Source organism: Paraburkholderia sp. GAS38 (assembly GCF_050434965.1).
Lineage (GTDB): Bacteria > Pseudomonadota > Gammaproteobacteria > Burkholderiales > Burkholderiaceae > Paraburkholderia > Paraburkholderia phenazinium_A.
This window is the reverse complement of the sequence record NZ_JBNDJO010000006.1, coordinates 324,855-346,312: the sequence shown is the minus strand read 5'-3', so window position 1 is coordinate 346,312 and position 21,458 is coordinate 324,855. Positions and strand designations below refer to the sequence as shown.

The 21,458-nt window shown below is 65.5% G+C and carries 18 protein-coding genes; 10 read left to right on the top strand and 8 right to left on the bottom strand.

Annotation, left to right across the window (positions count from 1 at the left end):
* Window positions 1–240: 240 nt before the first annotated feature.
* Both P3T42_RS17400 and P3T42_RS17395 read right to left on the bottom strand, forming a co-directional pair.
* Window positions 241–1,347 carry an NAD(P)/FAD-dependent oxidoreductase gene (locus P3T42_RS17400; RefSeq protein WP_429306744.1) on the bottom strand — a complete coding sequence of 369 codons (1,107 nt, stop codon included), beginning with the start codon at window positions 1,345–1,347 and terminating at the stop codon, window positions 241–243.
* A 147-nt stretch (window positions 1,348–1,494) separates the two neighbouring features.
* A complete protein-coding gene (locus P3T42_RS17395; RefSeq protein ID WP_429306743.1) occupies window positions 1,495–2,601 on the bottom strand; it encodes a porin in 1,107 nt (368 codons plus the stop codon).
* 362 nt (window positions 2,602–2,963) lie between these two features.
* Here P3T42_RS17395 and P3T42_RS17390 point away from each other — a divergent pair, with 362 nt between their 5' ends.
* From P3T42_RS17390 to P3T42_RS17380, 3 genes are all read left to right on the top strand, one after another.
* Window positions 2,964–4,220 carry an AAA family ATPase gene (locus tag P3T42_RS17390; protein ID WP_074295535.1) on the top strand — a complete coding sequence of 419 codons (1,257 nt, stop codon included), beginning with the start codon at window positions 2,964–2,966 and terminating at the stop codon, window positions 4,218–4,220.
* A gap of 5 nt (window positions 4,221–4,225) precedes the next feature.
* Window positions 4,226–5,965 (top strand): cobaltochelatase CobT-related protein, encoded by a 1,740-nt coding sequence (locus P3T42_RS17385; RefSeq protein ID WP_429306742.1) that lies wholly within the window; start codon window positions 4,226–4,228, stop codon window positions 5,963–5,965.
* 167 nt (window positions 5,966–6,132) lie between these two features.
* Entirely contained in the window at window positions 6,133–7,725 is a 1,593-nt protein-coding gene (locus P3T42_RS17380) for a methyl-accepting chemotaxis protein (RefSeq protein WP_429306741.1), read from the top strand.
* Here P3T42_RS17380 and P3T42_RS17375 read toward each other — a convergent pair.
* A complete protein-coding gene (locus P3T42_RS17375; RefSeq protein ID WP_074295537.1) occupies window positions 7,706–8,539 on the bottom strand; it encodes a class II glutamine amidotransferase in 834 nt (277 codons plus the stop codon). The two genes, P3T42_RS17380 and P3T42_RS17375, sit on opposite strands and share 20 nt — an antisense overlap.
* 27 nt (window positions 8,540–8,566) lie before the next feature.
* A complete protein-coding gene (locus tag P3T42_RS17370) occupies window positions 8,567–9,235 on the bottom strand; it encodes a MarC family protein (protein WP_074295538.1) in 669 nt (222 codons plus the stop codon).
* A 414-nt stretch (window positions 9,236–9,649) separates the two neighbouring features.
* On the opposite strand from P3T42_RS17370, the gene P3T42_RS17365 reads away from it, so the two are divergent.
* Together P3T42_RS17365 and P3T42_RS17360 are read left to right on the top strand one after the other, a co-directional pair.
* Window positions 9,650–9,865, top strand: a complete 216-nt coding sequence (locus tag P3T42_RS17365) for a DUF3311 domain-containing protein (protein ID WP_429306740.1) — start codon at window positions 9,650–9,652, stop codon at window positions 9,863–9,865.
* Window positions 9,862–11,343 carry a sodium:solute symporter family protein gene (locus tag P3T42_RS17360; RefSeq protein WP_074295540.1) on the top strand — a complete coding sequence of 494 codons (1,482 nt, stop codon included), beginning with the start codon at window positions 9,862–9,864 and terminating at the stop codon, window positions 11,341–11,343. The genes P3T42_RS17365 and P3T42_RS17360 overlap by 4 nt, the downstream gene beginning before the upstream one ends.
* 39 nt (window positions 11,344–11,382) lie before the next feature.
* On the opposite strand, the gene cobM is transcribed toward P3T42_RS17360, so the two are convergent.
* The 3 genes from cobM to cbiE form a co-directional block, all read right to left on the bottom strand.
* Complete coding sequence (gene cobM, locus P3T42_RS17355) at window positions 11,383–12,114, bottom strand: precorrin-4 C(11)-methyltransferase (protein WP_429306739.1); 732 nt, start codon at window positions 12,112–12,114, stop codon at window positions 11,383–11,385.
* Window positions 12,115–12,187: 73 nt separating this feature from the next.
* Window positions 12,188–12,913: a cobalt-precorrin-6A reductase gene (locus P3T42_RS17350; protein ID WP_429306738.1), complete on the bottom strand. Its 726-nt coding sequence runs from the start codon at window positions 12,911–12,913 to the stop codon at window positions 12,188–12,190.
* A complete protein-coding gene (gene cbiE / locus P3T42_RS17345; protein WP_429306737.1) occupies window positions 12,910–14,199 on the bottom strand; it encodes a precorrin-6y C5,15-methyltransferase (decarboxylating) subunit CbiE in 1,290 nt (429 codons plus the stop codon). Before cbiE ends, P3T42_RS17350 begins: the two co-directional genes overlap by 4 nt.
* Window positions 14,200–14,405: 206 nt before the next feature.
* Here cbiE and cobG point away from each other — a divergent pair, with 206 nt between their 5' ends.
* From cobG to cobJ, 4 genes are read left to right on the top strand one after another with little or no spacing between them, the layout of a single operon-like run.
* Window positions 14,406–15,887: a precorrin-3B synthase gene (gene cobG, locus P3T42_RS17340; RefSeq protein ID WP_429306736.1), complete on the top strand. Its 1,482-nt coding sequence runs from the start codon at window positions 14,406–14,408 to the stop codon at window positions 15,885–15,887.
* Entirely contained in the window at window positions 15,880–16,506 is a 627-nt protein-coding gene (locus tag P3T42_RS17335) for a precorrin-8X methylmutase (protein WP_429306735.1), read from the top strand. Before cobG ends, P3T42_RS17335 begins: the two co-directional genes overlap by 8 nt.
* On the top strand, window positions 16,507–17,250 hold the full coding sequence (locus P3T42_RS17330; protein ID WP_429306734.1) for a precorrin-2 C(20)-methyltransferase: 744 nt from the start codon (window positions 16,507–16,509) through the stop codon (window positions 17,248–17,250).
* Window positions 17,247–19,001: a precorrin-3B C(17)-methyltransferase gene (gene cobJ / locus P3T42_RS17325; RefSeq protein WP_429306733.1), complete on the top strand. Its 1,755-nt coding sequence runs from the start codon at window positions 17,247–17,249 to the stop codon at window positions 18,999–19,001. Before P3T42_RS17330 ends, cobJ begins: the two co-directional genes overlap by 4 nt.
* A 44-nt stretch (window positions 19,002–19,045) precedes the next feature.
* On the opposite strand, the gene P3T42_RS17320 is transcribed toward cobJ, so the two are convergent.
* Window positions 19,046–20,293, bottom strand: coding sequence for an MFS transporter (locus P3T42_RS17320; protein WP_429306732.1), 1,248 nt, complete (start codon window positions 20,291–20,293; stop codon window positions 19,046–19,048).
* Between the two features lie 103 nt (window positions 20,294–20,396).
* On the opposite strand from P3T42_RS17320, the gene P3T42_RS17315 reads away from it, so the two are divergent.
* Entirely contained in the window at window positions 20,397–21,281 is an 885-nt protein-coding gene (locus tag P3T42_RS17315; RefSeq protein ID WP_074295547.1) for a LysR substrate-binding domain-containing protein, read from the top strand.
* The last annotated feature ends 177 nt before the right edge of the window (window positions 21,282–21,458 follow it).

Here is a 21,458-nt window from a genome sequence, read left to right as displayed (position 1 = left end):
TTTGAACTCAAATAGCAGGTCTCATGCCAATTGACCTTGGTAGCGTGCGCTCGAAGGCGCAAAGGCTTATGCAGCGGGCATTTGCGACGGGTGGCTGGTGCGTCAGACCATGCGCCGGCGCCCGTTTGGCGCTATGAGGCGAGGCCTATGTTTGTGCGTCATTCCCCACAACGGGGCGATCGTGAACCGCGACGGATCGTTGGGGAGCTCGACGCTGCACGCCGCAAGCCCCCCTTGCCCCTACTCCGCGCTCGTCGCCACCCGTGCCGCGAGCTTGGCGTCGTAGCTCGAATGCACATGCACGCGCTTCTGCTCCGGATACGCATATGTATAAGCCTTGCGCAAGGCCAGCGACGCCTCATGGAAGCCGGACAGAATCAGCTTTTGCTTGTTCGGATAGTTGGCGATATCGCCCACCGCGAAGATGCCCGGCCGTGAGCTTTCATAATTGGAAGTATCGACGTCGATCCGCCCGGCATGCAGGCTCAAGCCCCAGTTCGCGATGGGCCCGAGGTCCGCGACGAGTCCATATAGCGCGACGACGTGCTCCGCCTCGATCTGTGTGGCGCCGCCCACCTGGCGGATCTCGAGCGATTCGAGCGTGCCGTTGGGAGCATTCAGCCCGGCTATGGCTCCGACCATAAACGTCATCTCCCCCGCCTCCACCGCGCGGCGCATCTTCTCGACGCTCGAATCCACCGCACTGAAGCCGTTGCGCCGATGCACCAGCGTCAGCTTGCCCGCCACCGAACGCAGGGCCAGCGCCCAATCGAGTGCGGAATCGCCGCCCCCTGCCACCACCACGTTCTTACCGGCGAAGTCCGCGAGATTGCGCACGCTGTAATGCACATGACGCCCTTCCAGCGGCACGGCCTCTTCCAGCGCAAGCCGCTGCGGGGCAAACGCGCCATTGCCCGCGGCGAGAAGGATGGCCGCCGCGTCGAATTCGAGGCCCTCGCCTGTCTTGACCGTCCAGCGGCCGTCGGCGCGTTGCTCGACCGACTCGACGCGTTGACCGAGATGAATCGGCACATCGAAGGGACGGCATTGCTCCAGCAGACGCTCGACCAGTTCGCGGGCGGTGCACGACGGAATGGCGGGGATGTCGTAGATCGGCTTGTCCGGATACAGCTCGATGCATTGACCGCCTACCTCGCCGAGCGCGTCGACGATCTGGCATGACAGCCCGATCACGCCGGCCTCGAACGCGGCGAACAGTCCAACGGGACCGGCGCCGACAATCAGGACATCGGTGCGGACCGCGTGCTGCGAGGCAGGCGATGTTTGCGATGCCGGTGGTGCAGCGGATGCATTCGGTGCATCGGGCAAAGCAGCGTTGGAAGTCATTCGTTGTCCCTGGTGTTGAGCAGGCCTAAGCGTGCATGAAGGTGCGTCAGCCCGCACAAGCTCATCCACCATACAGACTCAACCGCATCCCGGCAACGAAGACACCACGCGCGGTGTGGACAGCGCCGTCCGCACCGCGTGTTGCCCTTAGAATTGATGCATGATGCCGACGTAGGCGCCCGTCTGCGATTCGCCTTGCAGCGGACTCGTGCTCGAGGTGCCTTCGCGCGGATTGGCGAGCAGCGAGAAATTGGCCTGCTTGCTGTTGTCCACGTAAGCTACCGTGCCGTACAGGAAGGTCCGCTTGGTCAGGTTGTAGGTCGTGCCGAGCGTGTACATCGTCGCGTGACCGGACGGATCGTGCAGCGCGTCGCCGCCGCCGTCGCCCACGTCCACATAGAAGCCCGCTGCCGTCAGGGCCCAGGCCGTGTTCACGTTGTACGTCGCACCCAGCCAGTAGTAATTGGCGCTGTCCGCGAGGCCGTCCGGCGTGTCCGGCGCGGCGTAGTGGGTATAGGCGCCCTGGATCTTGATCGAGTCGAAGTGCACGTTCGCGCCCACGAAGAACTCGCGCGAGCTCGTGAAGATATTCGTGAACTGGCCGTTGTTGTCGCGCAGTTCGTCGTAGATGCCGCGTACGTCGAATAGCGTCGAGTGATACGACAGCATGATGCCGTCCGAGCGTCCGAACTCACCCGCTGCGCCGTTGTTGAAACCGTTCGGCTGATTGCCGAACGCATACTGGCCTTGCACGTCGAAACCGGCGAACACCGGACTGTGATATTCGATGTTGTTGCTGGTCTGCTGCCAGTTGCGGCCGCGCACGAGTGAGGCGGACGAAAACGCCTGCTGGACCATCGGATCGAATTCCCAGACGCCGTCGCTGTCGATAAACAGGTTGCGGCCCGCCTGCAGCGTGCCCCACTCGTCGCTCTTCAGGCCCACAAAGGCGCGGCGCGAAAACAGCCGGCCGCCGCTCGTCGTGCCGTTCATCACCTGCAAGCCGGTTTCCAACGTGAAGATGGCGTTGAGCCCGCCACCCAGGTCCTCATTGCCCTTGAGGCCCAGCATGCTGGTGCCCCAGTCGCCCCCTTCGGCGCTCCAGCTATTGGCCGTGCCGCCGTTGCCGTTGCTCACGTGATTCAGATACTGAACGCCGGCATCCAGCCGTCCATACAGAATGACACTGCTTTGTGCATGCGCGAGCGGGCTTGCCACCAGCAAAGTGGCCATCAGTTGTGTGCGTAGTCTCATTGTTTTGCCTTATGCCATATCGTGGTTTCGTCCCGCATGGGCCATCAGTCGCGACACTGGACACAGAGAATGGTGGAAAGCACCGGATCAATGCCTGAATTGTTCGAATTGCTTAAGTGAAGCGAAACCATGACGCCGGACCGCGTCCAGAAAGCCGGGGAAACGCGCGCTCGCACTATAGGTGAATCGTCTTTGACAGTATATTTCGTTTGACGCAAATGTCATTTGTCTCTGGCGATCTCGACGCATGCTCCCTCTTCGTGAATGGCCGACCTGCCGGCCGGCAGGCGTCGCGCCAGGTGTCCGCGATAAGATAGATGCTTGCTCCCAGCCGGCATGGCTGAACCTGACGACTCGCCCCGATGAACGCCCCTGAACTGACCGAAGACGAACGCCTTGGCCTGTACCTGCGCAACACCGACACCGGCGCCGAATGGTGGCGCGTCACCGTGGCGGATCGGCCACAAACCTATCGCCTGGAACACGGCGTCGAAACCGCACAAGGCAACGCGTCGGTCGATATCGATCTGGTGGTGGATGAAGAGAACCTGCTTGCGAAGCTGAAGAAATGGCATCGCGAAGGCTTTGTGTTCGAGGCGCGCGGCGCGTCGCCGCAAGCCGATGCCCAGCAGCGTGCCGCGTTCATGCCGGCGTTGCAACGCGCGGCGGCAGCGCGGCGCAATGCTGGGAGCGCGGGCGAAGCATTCGGCGCTAGCCCGACCGATGCCGCCTCCGCGCCAACCGGCCACTCAGTCCGCATAGGCGAAATCGAGGTGCCTTGCGGCGTGCCCGGCCCGCTGGTGCCGCGCGTCAATCCGGCTTATCTGTTCTCGGAACGCTTTAACGACATCGTCGAAGATATCGTCGAGAACAAGCGCGTCATGCTGATCGGCCATACGGGGGCGGGCAAGACCAGTCTGATCGAACAGGTCGCCGCGCGTGCGCAGCATGGCGTGGTGCGCTCGAACATGAACGGCCAGACGACCGTGGGCGACTTCGTCGGCTTCTGGACCGTCAAGGGCGGCGAGACGCTGTGGGTGGACGGCGTGCTGCCCACCGCGATGCGTGAGGGACTCTGGCTGATCGTCGACGAGATCGACTTCGCCGAGCCGTCGATTCTCGCGGCTCTCACCGCCGTGCTCGAACCACATGGCCGTCTCACCCTGAAGGAGAAAGGCAACGAGGTCGTCGCACCGCATCCGGCATTTCGCCTGTTCGCCACCGCTAACGCAGTCGGCGCGATGAGCCAGTTCCGCCATCTGTATCAGGGCGCGAATCTGATGAACGAGGCGTTCCTCGACCGCTGGCGCGTGTATCTGCTCGACTATCTGTCGCCTGCCGAAGAGGCCGACGTGCTGGTGCGCACACTCGCTCCGCATATGACGCCCACGCTGGCCGCCACGCTCGCGGCGATCGCCGCCGATTGCCGGGCGGCGTTCGCACGCGAGGATCTGTCGAGCGCGTTCTCCACGCGGCGGCTGCTCGACTGGGCCGAGCTGATGCTGCGCACCGGCGACCCCGAGCGTGCCGCCGGCCCCGCCATCTACGCCAAGGTCAGCCCGGAAGACGCCACGCTGATCCGCGGCATCATTCGCCATCACATCGCCCCCGCCGGGTGAGCGCGATGCATACGGCGCGCGACGCCCGGGGCTTCGAATTCGAGTCCGCGCTCAGCAAGATCGCGCGCGTTCTCACGGGGCAGTACGGCGTGACAGTCGTGTTCAGTCCGGATGGACCGCGGGTCGAGCGTGGCCGCATCGTGATTCCCGACTACGAGGTGGGCGAGAGTCTGTCAACCGATGTGCTGGTCGGCTATCTCGACCTGCTCGTCGCGCGGGCCAAACACTCCACGCTCGCGCAACTCGAAGCGCTGCCGCGAGGGGGGGCAAGCAATCTCGCCCAGGTCATCGAAGACCGGCGCGTGTGCGCGCAGTTGCTCGAAGAGTATCCCGGCGCGCGCTGGTTTATCGGCAAGCTCAGGGCGCATGCCGCAGCGCGCATGCAGCAAAGCTGGACGCGTCTGCGTTGGCGCGACCGCTTCATCTGGCGTGTGGAACGCGCGCTATGGGATGAGCCTGTTGCAGGCAACGAAACGAGCCAGTCACTCGCAGCCGCGCTAGGCGCCGCGCAGGATCTTCTTGAGCGGGCGGCCCACAGCCGCTCCACCGCGGACAGCATCGCCGCGGCGCAGGAGATTCTTGCGCGGGTTCGGGCGCTGTCGGCCGGTGAGGTCAACAACATGATGTTCTCGGTGGGCACCGCCGAAGACATCGATACCGACCCGCTACGCTCGTCGTTCGATCCGTTCGAAAGCGACGGCACCCGCGCGAGCGAAGAGAGCGCGGCGCCCTCGCCCACCGACCCGAGCGGCGCCGCCGAAGCCCTCAACGGCGCCGGCATGGGGCACGCGCTCGCCGACGCGCAGCCATCCGCAGCACGCGCCGATGCCACCACGCACACGCTGCGCGCCACCGCGCGCATGGTGATGTCGATTCCGCTTGCCACCGAGTTCGACGTCGTCAACGACCAGACCGGTCGCGGCGACGCCACGGCATGGCGCGAACTGCGCAACGAGGCGCGCGCGGAAACCGCCCAGCTCAAGGAAAAACTCGAGCGCGCATTGAGCGCGGACGAGCGCACGCGCTGGCGGCGCGAGCAGGAGCGCGGCGAAATCGACCGGCCGTCGCTCGCCAAACTCGCCACCTCGCCGGGCTATCGCACGCCGTTCAAGGTGAAGCGCGCCACGAAAGGGCGCGACGTTGCCGTCACCTTGCTGATCGACCGCAGCGGTTCGATGGCCGGCCGCAAGATCGAACTGGCGCGGCTGTGTGCGGCGGCGTTGGGCGATGCGCTCACGCAGTTGGGCTTCGACTGCGAAGTGCTCGGCTACAGCTCGATCGAATCGCCGCCAATGAAGCAACTCTACGAACGGCAACGCGCGGCCGGCGTGGACTTGCGCCGCTACAACCGGCTCGTCGAACGGCTCGATCTGCAGATCTACAAACGCTTCGGCTCGGCGGAGTTGAGCGGCCTCACAGGCATCGACTGCGGGCACGAGAACCCGGACGGCGAGGCGCTCGCCTGGGCCGCCACCCGGCTCGCGGATCATGCGGCCGAGCGGCGCATCCTGATGGTGTTCTCCGACGGCTATCCGGCCACCGGCGACGGCGACCCGCTGGTGTTGCGCAGCGATCTGCGCCAACGGGTCGCGGCGATTCAGAAGACCGGGATCGAACTGGTGGGCGTCGGTGTATTGACCGATGCCGTGGAAGCGTTTTATCCGCACAACGTCGTGGTGAGCCGGTTGGCGGAACTGCCGTCGACGGTGTTTTCCGTGCTGAGTTCGATGTTGTTGAGGCGGTAGCGGGACAGGAGCGCGTCCCCGCCGCATACCCACTCCACCCACGCTTCCCCCACCCAAGGGTTTCACTCTAGACACCCACACCCCCAAGATGCCGATAAACAGGTGAAGGCCGCCTGCGCCGGTGAAGTGCGGCCCCACGCTATGGACAAGCCTCTCACGGAGTGTGGATGCGCAAGCTCGGATTCAAGCAAAAGCTCTGGCTGCCGCTGCTGGTCAGCCTGACCGCCCTGCTGCTGGTGTCGGTCTCGGCGGCTTACCTGTCGTACCAGACGCGCATTGAGGAGCGCAAGAACGATCTGGTCAACGTGGCGCATATCGGTTTGTCCATCGTCGAGGAGTACGCCGCGCTGGCGCAGGCCGGCACCCTCACCGATCAGCAGGCCCGCCAGCAGGCGCTCGCCCGGCTGCGCGACATCCGCTATGGTGAGGACGGCTACTTTCTCGTCATCAACTCGCGGCCGCAGATGGTGATGCACCCCATCAAGCCGAAGATGGACGGCAAGGACCTGAGCGAGGCGGCCGACGCCGACGGCCGCCATCATTACGTGACCTTCGCCGCGACCGCGCAGGCGCCGCAAGGCGGCTTCGTCGATTATGTGTTCCCGCGCCCGAACGTCACGCCGGCGAGAGCGGTCGACAAGCTCGGCTACGTGGTGCGCTATGCGCCGTGGGACTGGATCATCGCAACCGGCGCGTATGTGGACGACATCGATGCCGCGTTTCACACCTCGCTCTATGCAGCCGGCGGCGTTTTCCTGGTGCTGGCGGCCCTGCTCGCGCTGCTGGTTGCGTTCACCAACCGCAGCATCGAACGCACCATAGGCGGCGATCCGCACTACGCCGCCGAGGTCACGGAGGCGATTGCATCGGGCAACCTCGCGATCGCCATCCGCACCCGCAAGAACGACACCGACAGCCTGATGCAGACGATCCGCCAGATGCGCGATGCGTTGCGGCGCACGATCAGCGAGATTCGCGGCGTCGCCGACAACGTCGCCGTCACCGCGCGCGAGATTGCCGGCGGCAATGCCGACCTGTCGGCGCGTACCGAAAGCCAGGCCGCTGCGTTGCAGCAAACCGCCTCGAGCCTCGAGCAGATGACGTCGATGGTGCATCACACCGCGGAAAACGCCCGCAGCGCAAGCCAGCTCGCGACCAGCGCCGCGCAGATCACCGACCGCGGCGGCGCGATGGTCGTGGAAGTAGTCGCGACGATGCGCGACATCTCAGGCGAATCGCAGAAGATGGTGGACATCATTGCGGTGATCGAAGGCATCGCGTTCCAGACCAACATCCTCGCGCTGAACGCTGCCGTCGAAGCGGCGCGCGCGGGTGAAGAAGGACGTGGCTTCGCGGTGGTGGCGAGCGAAGTGCGCAATCTGGCGCAGCGCAGCGCAGGCGCCGCGAAGGAGATCCGCGGCCTGATTCACAACGCCGTGAGCAAGGTCGGCACGGGCGCGGAACTGGTGGAGAAAACCGGTACAACGATTCAGGAAGCGCAAGAGGCAATGGCCCGCGTGACCAGCATCGTGCAGGAGATCGCTTCGGCGGTGGGCCAGCAAAGCGCGGGCATCGAGCAGATCAACCTGGCCGTGACGCAGATGGACAACGTCACCCAGCAGAATGCCGCCCTCGTCGAACAGGCGGCCGCGGCGGCGCAGTCGTTCGACGATCAGGCGCGTCAGTTGCAAGCGGCGGTGGCCGCGTTCAACGTGGGCGAGCGCCCCCACGCACGCGCCGTCAGCCGAGGTGCGGATTGAACGCGTACTGTTCGATCTCGCCGCCGCGCGCCACCACCGCCGTGCTCTCCGGAATCTCTTCCCACCAGCCGGGCAGATCTACCAGCGGTTCGGACAGGACGAGGAACGCGTCGTCACCGGCCGCAGCAATGCGGGAATCGTGCGGATACAGCTCGCGCAGATGATGGAACGACGAACTGTGGAACAGCGAGCGCGATTCGCGTTCGCTCGAGTAGCGCACGGCGATGATCTGTTCGCCGTCCGTCGCGCACACGGTCATGTTCAGCGGCTGCTCGACGCCGTTTTTGCGCCCGGTGGCTTCGACGAAGGCGACCATCCGCTCCAGCGCGGTGACCGGCGTGAGTTCGAGGCCGAAGGTCAGCGCGAGAAAGAACAGTACCTCGGAATCGGTCGAACCTTCGATGGACGGGAACAGCTCGGGCTTGATCGCCATCATCAGTTCGCGCCGCACCGCGGGGTAATTGCGCACGAGGCCGTTGTGGACGAACAGCCAACGGCCGTAGCGAAACGGGTGGCAGTTGGTTTCCTGCGCAGGCGTGTCGGTGGCCGCGCGAATGTGCGCGACAAACAGCGGCGAATGGATGGCGCGGGCCGCCTCGCGCAGATTCCGGTCGCTCCACGCGGGCTGCATGCAGCGGTAGCGAAAGGGAATGTCGGTGGGACGCCCATACCAGCCGATGCCGAAGCCGTCGCCATTGGTGGTGGTCTGGCCGAGGCGCGAATGCAGGCTTTGATCGATCAACGAGTGTTTGGCGCGAAACAGCACCGTCTCGAGCTGGACGGGGTTTCCGGTGTAGGCCAACCAGCGGCACATGGGGGGTCTCCTTGGCTGTGTTCGATGCTACTTCGGCGGCAGCTGCGCAATCGGAATCAGAAACTCGGAAAAGCCGGTCAAGATGATCTGCACGCCGATGCACAGCAGCAGAAACGACGACACCCGCATCGCCACCTTGGTGCCTTCAACGCCCAGGTAGCGGGCAAAAATGACGGCGCGGCTATAGGTGATATAGACCACCACGGCCACGATAAGCGAGATCGCCACCGAGGCGATGCTCGACAGCACGAACTCCGACAGCTTGTGGGTGCGATTGGCGTTCAGCGCAATCGCGGTGGCCACCGAACCAGGCCCGGTGGTCAGCGGCACCGTCAGCGGGAAGAACGCCTTCGAGGTGGCATTGTCCGCGTCGACGCGCTTGACGGGCGTGTCGGCAGGCGGCGTATCGGGCGCATTGAGCATGTTCCAGCCGCTCACCGCGACGGCGAGGCCACCGCCAATCCGCAGCGCCTCCATGGAAATGCCGAAGAAATGCAGCACGGGTGTGCCGAAAAAGAACGCGACGAGCAACACGCACAGCACGTTAATGGCGATCTTGCGCGCCAGCGCCGTGCGCTCTTCCGTGGTGAGCGACGCCGTCCGGTCGAGAAAAACAAAGGCAATGCCGAACGGATTGATGATGCTGATCAACCCGGTGAACCCAAACAGAATGTCCGCGATCAGACTTTCCACCATGTTTTGCGATCCGCCTCGAACGACGGCTGATGGGTTCCGGCTGGAACGCGATGAGCCGTCGGTGATTGTCTGGCTGGACGAAGCCAGCGCCCCGTCCAGATCGATCCACCGGCGCCGTGTATGCGGCACCCGTTGCTGCGCCTACCCGTGGCTCCAGGATACTCGCACGCCTAATGATATCGCGGCGCGGCATTCGTACGACACTATCCGCGCGGCGCAATCGTGGCGCAATGCAGCATGGCAGAACGATTCAGCAGACCTGGCGCAACCCCACCGCGCAAGCCTGCGCCCCACTACGGTCAAACGGCCTACATCTTTTTGACGACCTTTACGGACCGGACCTATCTGGCATAAAGTCGGGACGGAAGACCAGGCTTCACCTAACGCATCGATCCGTTCGAGGAGTCGCTCCACATGTTCCTTCGCTTTCTCGCCGCGCTGCCGTTCATCGGCATCCTGCTCGGCGTTCCGTTCGTCAACCGCGTCGAGCCGCTGGTGTTGGGCATGCCGTTCGTGCTTGGCTGGATCGTGCTGTGGGTGATCCTGATCTCGATCATCATGGCGGTGATCTACCGGCTCGACCCCACCAACCGTCAGACCGCCGTCGATACCGATGAGGCCCGATCATGAGCAGCGCTCTCGTTATCATCGCCGCCGTCACGGTGTTCGCGCTGTATCTCGGGCTGCGCGCCAAGCGCGGCCACGACATGAGTCTCGAACAATGGACGGTCGGCGGCCGCAGCTTCGGCACCGCGTTCGTGTTCCTGCTGATGGCCGGCGAGATCTACACCACCTTCACCTTTCTCGGCGGCAGCGGGTTCGCCTACGGCAAGGGCGCGCCGGTCTATTACATCCTCGCTTACGGGTCGCTCGCCTACATCCTGTCGTACTGGATGTTGCCGCCCATCTGGCGCTTTGCGAAAGCCCAGCGGCTGATCTCGCAGCCGCACTTCTTCTCGCGCAAATACGATAGCCCGGCGCTCGGCGTGCTGGTCGCGCTGGTCGGCGTGGCGGCGCTGATCCCGTATCTCGTGCTGCAACTGAAGGGGCTCGGCATCATCGTCGCGACCACCTCGTACGGCGCGATCTCGTCGACCTCGGCGGTCTGGATCGGCGCAGCGGTGGTGACGTGCTACGTCATCGTTTCGGGGGTGCGCGGCTCGGCGTGGAACTCGGTGGTAAAGGACACGCTGATCCTGGCGGTGGTGCTGTTTCTCGGCATCTATCTGCCGATCCACTACTACGGCGGACTGGGCGACATGTTCCGGACCATCGACGCCGCCAAACCCGGCTTCCTCACCTTCCCCGCCAAGGGTTCGAGCGTGGCCTGGTTCCAGTCGACCGTGCTGCTCACCGCGCTCGGATTTTTCATGTGGCCGCATACGTTCGGCTCGATCTTCACGGCGAAAGACGAACGCATTTTCCGCCGCAACGCGATGGTGCTGCCGCTCTATCAGTTGATCCTGCTGTTCGTGTTCTTCGTCGGTTTTGCGGCCGTGCTGAAAGTGCCGGGCCTGAAAGGCGGCGATATCGATCTGTCGCTGTTCAGGCTGTCGCTGCAGACTTTCGATCCGTGGTTCGTGGGCGTGATCGGCGGGGCCGGCGTGCTGACCGCGCTGGTGCCGGGTTCGATGATCCTCAACACGGCCTCGACCCTGCTCGCCAACGACGTCTATCGGGGCCTGCTGAAGCGCGACGCAACCGACGCGGCCGTCACAAAGCTGGCGCGCATGCTGGTGCCGGTCGTGGCGCTGGTGGCCGTGGCCTTTACGCTGCATGGCGGCGAGACCATCGTGGCCCTGCTGCTGATGGGTTACAGCTTCGTTACGCAGTTGTTTCCGGCCATGGTGTGCAGTCTCGCACCGCATAACCGGGCCACCAAGCAGGGCGCGTTCTGCGGGATTCTGGCAGGCGTGGCCGTGGTGGCGGTGACCACGCTGATGCATCTCAGCATGGGCCAGTTGTTCCCGTTCCTGCCCGATGTCGCCAAGGACGTGAACATCGGCTTCGTCGCGCTGGCCTTGAACATCATCGTGTTCGTGATTGTGAGCGCGGTCACGCAGCCGCGTTCGAGCGGCCAGCCTCAGGCACAGACCCACGTGCATTGAGAATGCGGGCGGGGCTGCCTTCGGGTCGCCTCGCCCCGTCTAGCTGCCCGCTTTCGCGTACAGCGTCGAATCCGCAAAGCCCTCCGCATCCAGCACGCGCCCAACCAGAATCAGCGCGGTTCTTTCGATCTGCGTGGTCTGCACCTTGCCGACAATGTCAGCAAGCGTGCCCGTGATCTTCTCCTCATCCGGCCAGCTTGCGCGGTAGATCACCGCGATCGGGCAAGCGTCGCCGTAATGCGGCCGCAGTTCATCGACGATCCGCGCCAGATGCCGCACGCCGAGATGAATCGCCATCGTCGCACGATGGCGCGCCAGATCGCCCAACTGCTCGCCTTCCGGCATGCTCGTCTTGCTGGCGAAACGCGTGAGGATCAGCGTCTGCGACACGTCTGGCAAGGTCAGCTCACAACCGAGCGCCGCCGCACAGGCGGCCGTCGCCGTCACGCCGGGCACGATCTCATAGGGAACCCGCAATTCTCGCAGGCGGCGGATCTGCTCGCCGATCGCGCCATACAAAGACGGATCGCCCGAATGCACTCGCGCCACGTCTTTGCCGCCGTCATGCGCTTCTCTCAGGAGTGCGATGATTTCGTCCAGATCGAGCTCGGCCGTATTCACGACCTGACCGGCGGTGTGTCCGTCCAGCACGGCGGCCGGAACCAGCGATCCCGCATACAGAATGACCGGGCAACTGCGCACGAGGCGCTGCCCTTTCACCGTGATGAGCTCCGGGTCGCCTGGACCCGCGCCGATAAAAAACACCGTCATGCCAACTCCGTGATTCGATGATCCGATGCGCGTGCCCGATGCGATTCGTCATGGCAAGGCACGCGCGAAACAGTCAGGATATTAAGGTTTGCAGTGCATCCAGCAAGTCGGCAGCGCGCGTGAATTCGCGCTCCACCGAGGGCAAGTCCGGACGCCGCAGCATGATGACCGGCAGGCTGCGCTCGCGGGCGACTTCGAGTTTCGCTTCGGTGGCGTTGCCGCCGCTGTTCTTGCTGATCACGACGTCGATCCGGCTCGCGCTGAACAAGCTGCGTTCGCCTTCGACAGTGAACGGCCCGCGTGCATCGAGGATGCGCGCCTGCGCGTTGCCTGGGTGGGCTTCGAGACAGCGCACGGTCCAGTGCTGGTGCGCGGGGATCTCGTCGAGATGCGCGAGCGGTTCGCGGCCCAGCGTAAAGAGCGGACGCGAGAACGGGGCGAGCGCACTGGTCAACTCGGCCCAGTTGTCGACCATGCGCCAGTCGTCGCCGGTCTGCGGTTGCCAGGCCGGGCGGCGCAGCGCCCAGCACGGGACGTGCGCGGCACGGCTCGCGGCAAAAGCGTTTGCGCTGATCCGCGCGGCGTACGGATGCGTGGCGTCCACCAGCAGGCCGATACGCTCGTCGTCGAGATAGCGCGCCAGTCCGTCAGCGCCGCCAAAGCCGCCGACGTGGACGGTGCAGGCAAGATCCGTCGGCACCTTGCCGAGTCCGGCGAGGCTGTAGACGTGGTCAGGGCCGAGTCGACGCGCGATTTGCAAGGCGTCGCCGGTGCCGCCGAGCAGGAGAATGCGGGTCATGGCTTCGTTCGCCCGGCGTCTCGTCCGACGCCGCCGGCGTGACCGGATGCTGACTCTGCCGCAAGCTCATCCCCCGGCTCACCACTCGGCTTGCCCACTTCCAGCAACGTGATAGGCAACGCCTGCCGCCATGTATCGAAACCACCCAGCGGCTGCGCTTCGGCCAGCGCAATGCGCGTAAGCGTGCCGCCACGCTGCGCACGCCACGCGACGAGCGCCGCCTCGCCCTGCAGCGTGACCGCATTCGCGACCAACCGGCCACCCGGCCGCAACTGCGCCCAGCAGGCATCGAGGACGCCCGGCACGGTCACGCCGCCGCCGATAAAAATCGCCTCGGGCGCGGCAAGGCCGTCAAGCGCCTCGGGTGCCCTCCCCGCGACCAGTTGCAAACCCGGCACGCCAAGCGCGTCGCGATTGTGTTCGATAAAGCGCTGACGTTCCGGATGGCCTTCGATGGCGATCGCCCGGCAAGCCGGATGCGTGCGCATCCATTCGATCCCGATCGAGCCGCTGCCCGCGCCGACATCCCACAGCAGTTCGCCGGGCATCGGCGCAAGACGCGCGAGCGTGATGGCGCGAACGTCGCGCTTGGTCAACTGGCCGTCGTGGCGAAACGCATCGTCGGGCAGACCGGGGGTGAGCGGCAGACGCGGCGCGCCGTCGAGAGCACGGCATTCCAGCGCGACCAGGTTCAACGCGGCCACAGTCTCGCCGGACCATGCATCAGCGCGGCCATCGAGACGGCGTTCGCACTCGCCGCCCAGGTGTTCCAGCACGATCATGCGGCTCGCGCCGAAGCCGCGCAATGTGAGCAATGACGCCAGAGCAGCCGGCGTGGCGCCGTCCGCACTCAAGACGAAAAGCCGCGCCCCGCCATGCACATGCGCGTTCAGCGTAGCGAGCGGCCGGCCTACCAGCGAAACCGCCGTCACCTCCTGCAACGGCCAGCCGAGGCGCGCTGCCGCCAGCGACAGCGACGACGGCGCCGGCAGCACGCGCATTTCACCAGCGGGCAAGTGACGCGCGAGCGTCGCCCCAACGCCGAACAGCATCGGGTCGCCGCTGGCGAGCACGCATACCGGAGTGTCGCGCTGGGCCAGCACCGGAGCGATATCGAAGGGACGCGGCCACGCTTCGCGCCGCGCGGCGAGACGGGCGGGCAGCATCGCCAGATGCCGCTCGCCGCCGAATACCACGGCCGCGTCGAGCAGCGCGCGGCGTGCCGCTCGCCCCAGACCGGCAAAGCCGTCATCGCCGATGCCTACCACGGTCAGCCATGCCGGCATGAATCCTTCCTCATACGTGATCTTGAATTGATCGGCTGCGGCGCGCCAATCAAGGCCGCAGCGTCGTTGTGCTGTTCGAAAAAAGGCATAATACCGTGTCGTCGGCGCCCTTCGGGGCCGAAGAGGGCACACAGAGCCAGTGTGGCCGCCCCAGCAACGGTATGCAGCGAGCTCGGACCGTCGCGCGACGCTAACCCGGTGCTCTCTTGAATCACGCTTCATCCTCCTTCGTCACGCCTGTTACTGCCCGCCCCTCGGCTTGCCCGGGGCTGCTGCGCATCGTCGCGGCGCTCGATGGCGGCATCTGCCGCGTCAAGCTGCCGGGCGGCGTGTTGCGGTCCACCGAGGCGCGCGCGATTGCCGAGGCGTCGGAGCAGCACGCGGCGGGCGTGATCGAGGTCACCAACCGGGCGAATCTGCAGATACGTGGGGTGATGGCAGGGCATGAGGCGGCGTTGATCGAGACGCTGGTGAATGCGGGGCTCGGGCCCACGGCGGGGTTGATTGATGCGGCGAACTACGGAGCGGCTGTTGCGCTCGATGCGTCTACTGCACCTACTGTGTCCACTACAACCACCTTGCTTGCCGCCTCCGCCGCAGACGACGTGCGCAACCTGATGATCAGCCCGAGCGCCGGCCGCGATCCGCAGGCGTTGTTCGACACTCGCGCGCTCGCTGCGCAGATCCTCGCGCTATTGCAAAGTGAGCCGCGTTTCGCTGCGCTGTCGCCGAAGTTCGCGCTGCTGCTGGACGGCGGCGAGCAACTGGCGATGCTCGACCATCCGCATGATGTCTGGCTAGCAGCGACGGCTGCACCTGAGGGTGTGCGTTTCGCGTTCGGGTTGGCCGGCTGTCCGCCGGTGGCGCGAGCGGATGACCGCGGACGCAATGCGAAACCCGGCACCCCCGCACTCGCCGCCGTCCTGCCCTCGCGGGTGCCCGCGCTGGTGAACGCATTGCTGCAAACGTTCCTCGACCTGGCCGCCCCTGACGACACGCGCATGCGGCACCTGCTCGCGGCCCACCCTGTAGAAGCCGTCTTGCAGCACACCCAGACGTACCTCGATTTCCCGCTAAACCGCGACCCCGCACTCGCCGACTGGCATCGCGCGCCCGCCGACGCCTCGCTGCGCCTCGGCGCCCATCCGCAGCGTATGGCGGGCACGTGGCAAGCGGGCGGCCAGCCGCCGCTCGGCCGGCTTGACGCAGCAACGTTGCGCGCCCTTGCAACCATCGCCGAAGATTCCGGCGACGCCACCTTGCACATGACCCCATGGCAAAGCGTGCTGCTGCCCGACATCGCCGCGCACTCGACCGCCTCCGTCCTCACCCGCCTTGCCGCACTCGGCCTCGCTTGCGAAGCCACCCAGCCGCTCGCAAGGCTGATCGCCTGCGCCGGCTCGACCGGTTGCGCGAAAAGCCAGGCCGACACCAAGGCCGACGCATTACGCCTCGCCGCGCTGTTGCCCCCCACCGTCGAACAAGTGCATCTAAGCGGCTGCCCACGCTCATGCGCGGCGGCGCATCGTGCGCCGTACACGCTGCTGGCGGTGGCGCCGCGCCACTACGACCTTTATCGACGCGACGACGACCACCCCGGCTTCGGCCAGTGCGTCGCGCACCATCTGACGATTGAACAGGCCGCCGACGCCCTCGCGCGGCTGGCTCGGAGCCCTTTTGATGCTTGATTACATCCGCGACGGTCAGGAGATCTACCGCCAATCCTTCGCGACGATTCGCGCGGAGGCCGACCTCTCGCGCATTCCCGTGGACCTCGAAAAACTCGCCGTGCGTGTGATTCACGCCTGCGGCATGGTCGACGTGGTCGACGACCTGCGTTTCTCCACTGGCGCCGGCGCAACGGGCCGCGCGGCGCTCGCCGGCGGCGCGCCGATTCTGTGCGACGCACGCATGGTCGCAGAAGGCATCACGCGTGCGCGTCTGCCTGCTAGCAACGAGGTCATCTGCACGCTCGGCGATCCTTCAGTACCGGCGATGGCGCGCGAACTCGGCAATACCCGCTCGGCGGCGGCACTCGAACTATGGCGCCCGCATCTGGCGGGCAGCGTGGTGGTGATCGGCAATGCGCCGACCGCGCTGTTCTATCTGCTCGAGATGCTCGACGCCGGCGCGCCCCGCCCCGCGCTGATTCTCGGCTTCCCGGTGGGCTTCGTCGGCGCGGCGGAATCGAAAGCGCTGCTGGCCGAACACAGCCGCGGCGTGCCCTACGTGATCGTGCAGGGACGGCGTGGCGGCAGCGCGATGGCCGCCGCCGCAGTCAATGCACTCGCTTCGGAGGCCGAATAAATGAGCGCTCATCAGCATCGTTCCGGCCGGCTGTTCGGACTCGGTGTCGGCCCCGGCGATCCGGAGTTGATCACGCTGAAAGCGCTGCGCCTGCTGAAGGCCGCGCCGGTGGTCGCCTATTTCGTCGCCAAGGGCAAGAAAGGCAATGCGTTCGGCATCATCGAGGCGCATTTGAGCGAGACACAGCAGCACTTGCCGCTCGTCTACCCCGTGACGACGGAGGCGCTGGAACCGCCGCTATGCTACGAATCGATCATTGCCGACTTCTACGACACCGCGGCTGAAATCGTCGCCGCGCACCTCGACGCGGGCCGCGACGTCGCAGTAATCTGCGAAGGCGACCCGTTCTTCTACGGCTCGTATATGTACCTGCACGACCGGCTTGCGGCACGTTTCGAAGCGGAAGTCGTGCCCGGCGTGTGCTCGATGCTTGGCGGCGCGGCGGTGCTCGGCGCGCCGCTGGTGTATCGCAATCAGAGCCTGTCGGTGCTGTCCGGTGTGCTGCCGGAGGAGGAGTTGCGACGACGCCTCGCCGATGCGGACGCCGCCGTCGTGATGAAACTGGGCCGCAATTTCGACAAGGTGCGGCGCGTGCTCGGCGAACTCGGACTCGCGGAGCGGGCCTTGTACATCGAGCGCGCGACGATGGCGAACCAGCGCATCGTGCCGCTCGCCGAAGTCGATCCGATGGCCTCGCCGTATTTTTCGCTGCTCGTCGTGCCGGGGGAAAAATGGCAAGGATGACGCCGCCAGCCATCGTGATTCTCGGCGCCGGCGCGCTCGCTACGGCCCGGCGCGTGCAGGCTTGCTATCCGGGGGCTCGGGTGCATGGCTTGCAGGGCCGCGTCGAGGCGGACGTGGCGTACGCCGAACTCGCCGCGCATCTGCGCGACCTGTATGCGCGCGGCACGCCGATTGTCGCGCTGTGTGCGGCAGGCATTGTGATTCGCTGCGTAGCGCCGCTGCTTGCCAACAAAGGCGTCGAACCGCCTGTGCTAGCCGTAGCCGAAGATGGCAGCGCCGTGGTGCCCTTGCTCGGCGGTCTGGCGGGCGTGAATGTGATGGCGCGTGAAATAGCCGCTGCGCTCGAGGTCGCGCCGGCTATCACGACGAGCGGCGAGTTGCGCTTCGGCACCTGCGTGCTGAATCCGCCGGAAGGTTACGCGTTGGCGAGTCTCACGCAAGGCAAGCGCTTCGTGTCGGATCTGCTGGCTGGAGAAAGCACGCGCATCGAAGGCGATGCCCCGTGGCTCGACGATGCGCAACTGCCGCGCGCGAGCGAAGCAAGGCTCGCGATTCGCGTGACGCCGAAGGCCTGGGATGGCGGCGCGAATGAGTTGGTGATTCATCCGCGCAGTGTGGTCGCAGCGGTGAGCGGTGATAGCAAGCTTATCGCCGGACAGGTTCATGCCGCATTGCAGGCGCACGACCTGGCGCCGCTTTCGCTCGCGGCGCTGCTTGCACCAGTGGCGCGGATGGGCGATGGCGCGCTTGTCGAAGCGGCTGATACGTTGGGCGTGCCGCTGAGATTTGTCGAAGCCGGCACAGATGGCATCACACGCGCGGCGCATCACGACGACACGATCACGACATCGACCGCGCGGCGCTTGCTTGAAGCCGCCATGCGCGTGCCCTATGCGACGCTACAGGACGACGCCCACGAGGACATCGCCCTCGCGTTGAGCCGGACGCCCATCGATCCGGATACGGTCGGACAGCGCCGTGGCAGTCTCACCGTCCTCGGCCTCGGCCCCGGCAGCGCGGAACTGATGGTGCCCGCCGCACGCACGGCGCTTGGCGAGGCGACTGACATTCTCGGCTACGAAACCTACGTGAAGATGGCGGGCCCATTCCGCGCCGATCAACAAGTGCATGGCACGGACAACCGCGAAGAGATGCAGCGGGCGCGACATGCGTTCGAGTTGGCGAGTGCGGGGCGTGCGGTCGTGGTGGTGTCGTCCGGCGATCCCGGGGTGTTTGCGATGGCCGCCGCGGTGCTTGAAGCACTCGATGCGTCCGGGGATGCGCGCTGGGGCGCCGTCGAACTGAACATCGTGCCCGGCGTTTCGGCCGCCATGGCGACGGCCGCGCAAGCGGGCGCCCCGCTTGGCCACGATTTCTGCATGCTGTCTTTGTCGGACAACCTCAAGCCGTGGTCGATCATCGAAACGCGTTTGCGCCACGCGGCGCAAGCCGATCTGGTAATGGCGTTCTATAACCCGATCTCGCGCGCGCGGCCCTGGCAGTTGGACAAGGCACTCGATATCGTGCGGGAATATCGTGCGCCGGCGACCAGGGTCGTGCTGGGAAGGGATATCGGCAGAGCGGGGGCTTCGCTTAGGAGTACCACGCTAGGCGAGTTGCGTTCAGACGATGTCGATATGCGCACGATGCTCATTCTCGGGTCGTCCACGACGCGTGGCTTTGCGCGTGGCGCTCAGGGAGAGTGGGTGTATACGCCGCGGTGGTATCCGCAAGGCGCACCTGAAGCCTGAGCGGGATCTCGCCGGCGAGCGGGCGGACCCTCTCGCCTGGATCGTCAACCCGCCTCCGCTCCCCGCACCGTTTCCGTCACCCGCCTCGCCTGCGGCCAGAAATACCAGACCGCACCGAGAATCTGCAACGCCAGCAGCACTGCCCAGGCGCTCATATGCGCCTCGGCCGGATAGTGCGCGCCATCGGCCATCAGCCGCGCCGGATAGAGACTCAACACCGCGCCGACGCCGGTCTGGCACAGGAAGATCAGCACGAACATCACCAGCGTGAGCGTCGTGTTGACGCGGCCTATCAGATGGCTCGGGAAGTGTTCGGCCAGCACGGCATAGCTGAGAATCCCCGAGCCGCCGAAGACCCCGTAAGCGGCCCACAGCCACACCGCGGGCACCGGCACGCGGGCCATGATGGCGCCCTGGACGCCAATGAACAGCAGCATGCCCACCCCTGAAAAAGCGGCCAGACTCACGCCAAACCGCTCCAGCCGACGCGCGATCGCGCCAAATCCCACGCAGCCCGCCATCATCGCCAGCGCCACCACCGAGACCAGCGTCGCCGTGGCATGCGCGGTCAGGCCGATGACGTCGCGCATATACGGCGCCATCCACAGCGATTGCATCGCATAGAAGACCCCTTGCGCCATACCCGACAGCGACGCAATCTTCCAGAACACGCGGCTGCGCAGCACATGCCCCACGCCGCGCAACTGTTCGACGAGTCCCGCTTGCCGATGCGTCTGCACCGCGTCGGGTACGCCGAACCAGATTGCAGCCGACGTGCACACCGTCACCGCGGTCAGACCGAAACAGACCAGACGCCAGTCGGTAAAGTGCAGCAGCCAGTTCAACGGCGAGCCCACCACGACGCCGCCGAAGCCGCCCACCGCCATCACCAGCCCATTGAGCAGCGGCAAGCGGCTGACCGGGAACCACTGCGCCAGCGCCTTGAACGCACCGCCGAGGCACACCGACACCCCGACGCCGATCAACAGCCGCCCCGCCATCAAGGTCGCGAGGCCGTGCGCCATGCCGAACACGGCCGCGCCGGCGGCGGCGACCAGCAATAACAGCGCGGAGACTCTTCGGGCACCGAAGTGATCGAGCAGCACGCCCGCCGGCAGTTGCGCGCCCGCAAAACCGAGGAAATAGAGGCTCGTCAGCAGACCGAGATCCGCCGCCGACAAACCGATGTCACGCGCCATAAACGGTGCGAATTCGATATTGATGCCGCGATAGACATAGGAAATGAAATACCCGCAGGCAAACAAGGCGAATACGCGCAACCCTTTCGACATGGTGAAAAACTCGAGCAAATGAATCGGAGATCCATTGTCCCTGCTCGCGCTTTCGCCGGCCAACGAAACGTTTTTGCCGGGATTGTGAGTAGAATTTGACATCATGGCCAAACCGCTCCCTCCCCTGCAGGCGCTCCGCGCCCTCGAAGCAGCCAGCCGGCATCGCAGTTTTACGCGGGCCGCCGACGAATTGAATCTGACGCACAGCGCGATCAGCCATCATCTGCGCAACCTCGAAGATACGCTCGGCACGCCGCTGTTTCGCCGGGTGGGGCCGCGCATGATCCCGACCAGCGCGGGCGCGCGGCTGGCCGAGCGGGTGCGGCTCGGCCTTGCGGAGATCGACGACGCCCTCACGGAAGCGCGGGCAGGCGACCGTGGCGGCGCGGTGCGGCTCGAAGTCAGCGTGATGTCGGACCTCGCCGGCAACTGGCTGATCCGCCGGCTCAACGGCTTCGCGGCGCAGCAACCGCACATCGAGCTGATGCTGCGGGTGCATGCCCAGCTCGTACCGCCGGATCCGTACACCGCCGATCTGGGCATCTGGCACAAACGGGTCGACGAGCCGGGTTTCGTCTCTCACAAGCTGATCGACGACCAGTTGATTGCCGTCGCCAGTCCGTCGTTGCTGGCGCAGATTCCCAATTTCCGCGTCGCCGATACCCGCAAGCTGCCGATGCTGCGCTTCGCCCACCGTGCCTGGCGCGACTGGCTGGAGGCCGCCGGCTTGCCCCTGCAGGAGCCGACGTTCGGCCCCATCTTCGACAATCCCGACTCGTTGCTGCAGGCGGCCATTGCCGGTCAGGGCGCCGTGACGGCGCGGCGCCTGCTGGTGCGCGATGCAATCGAACAAGGCACGCTGGTGCAGATCGGCACGGTCTGCGTGCCGGCAAGCCTCGAGTACTTCGTGAGCTGGCGCGAAAACCATCCGCGCGAAGCGGAGATCCGCGCGTTTTATGAATGGATGCGCGAACAACTGGTGAGCTGAACGGATCAAGGCCGTCGAATGAGGCTCACCTTGGTCTTCATGCTCAAGGCCGTTGGCGGTTTCGGACGCTGAGGTGTCTGGCGCGGTATCCATGATCCGAATAAGCCGGCATAAAACCACTCGCACGGTATTTTCGACAAACGCAAATAGACCATTAAGCTTTTCCGAAACTTTGAC

Coding starts and splice junctions, on each gene's coding strand:
- P3T42_RS17400 (WP_429306744.1), bottom strand. CDS start 1,347: ATGACTTCCAACGCTGCTTTGCCCGATGCACCGAATGCATCCGCTGCA.
- P3T42_RS17395 (WP_429306743.1), bottom strand. CDS start 2,601: ATGAGACTACGCACACAACTGATGGCCACTTTGCTGGTGGCAAGCCCG.
- P3T42_RS17390 (WP_074295535.1), top strand. CDS start 2,964: ATGAACGCCCCTGAACTGACCGAAGACGAACGCCTTGGCCTGTACCTG.
- P3T42_RS17385 (WP_429306742.1), top strand. CDS start 4,226: ATGCATACGGCGCGCGACGCCCGGGGCTTCGAATTCGAGTCCGCGCTC.
- P3T42_RS17380 (WP_429306741.1), top strand. CDS start 6,133: ATGCGCAAGCTCGGATTCAAGCAAAAGCTCTGGCTGCCGCTGCTGGTC.
- P3T42_RS17375 (WP_074295537.1), bottom strand. CDS start 8,539: ATGTGCCGCTGGTTGGCCTACACCGGAAACCCCGTCCAGCTCGAGACG.
- P3T42_RS17370 (WP_074295538.1), bottom strand. CDS start 9,235: ATGGTGGAAAGTCTGATCGCGGACATTCTGTTTGGGTTCACCGGGTTG.
- P3T42_RS17365 (WP_429306740.1), top strand. CDS start 9,650: ATGTTCCTTCGCTTTCTCGCCGCGCTGCCGTTCATCGGCATCCTGCTC.
- P3T42_RS17360 (WP_074295540.1), top strand. CDS start 9,862: ATGAGCAGCGCTCTCGTTATCATCGCCGCCGTCACGGTGTTCGCGCTG.
- cobM (WP_429306739.1), bottom strand. CDS start 12,114: ATGACGGTGTTTTTTATCGGCGCGGGTCCAGGCGACCCGGAGCTCATC.
- P3T42_RS17350 (WP_429306738.1), bottom strand. CDS start 12,913: ATGACCCGCATTCTCCTGCTCGGCGGCACCGGCGACGCCTTGCAAATC.
- cbiE (WP_429306737.1), bottom strand. CDS start 14,199: ATGCCGGCATGGCTGACCGTGGTAGGCATCGGCGATGACGGCTTTGCC.
- P3T42_RS17335 (WP_429306735.1), top strand. CDS start 15,880: ATGCTTGATTACATCCGCGACGGTCAGGAGATCTACCGCCAATCCTTC.
- P3T42_RS17330 (WP_429306734.1), top strand. CDS start 16,507: ATGAGCGCTCATCAGCATCGTTCCGGCCGGCTGTTCGGACTCGGTGTC.
- cobJ (WP_429306733.1), top strand. CDS start 17,247: ATGACGCCGCCAGCCATCGTGATTCTCGGCGCCGGCGCGCTCGCTACG.
- P3T42_RS17320 (WP_429306732.1), bottom strand. CDS start 20,293: ATGTCGAAAGGGTTGCGCGTATTCGCCTTGTTTGCCTGCGGGTATTTC.
- P3T42_RS17315 (WP_074295547.1), top strand. CDS start 20,397: ATGGCCAAACCGCTCCCTCCCCTGCAGGCGCTCCGCGCCCTCGAAGCA.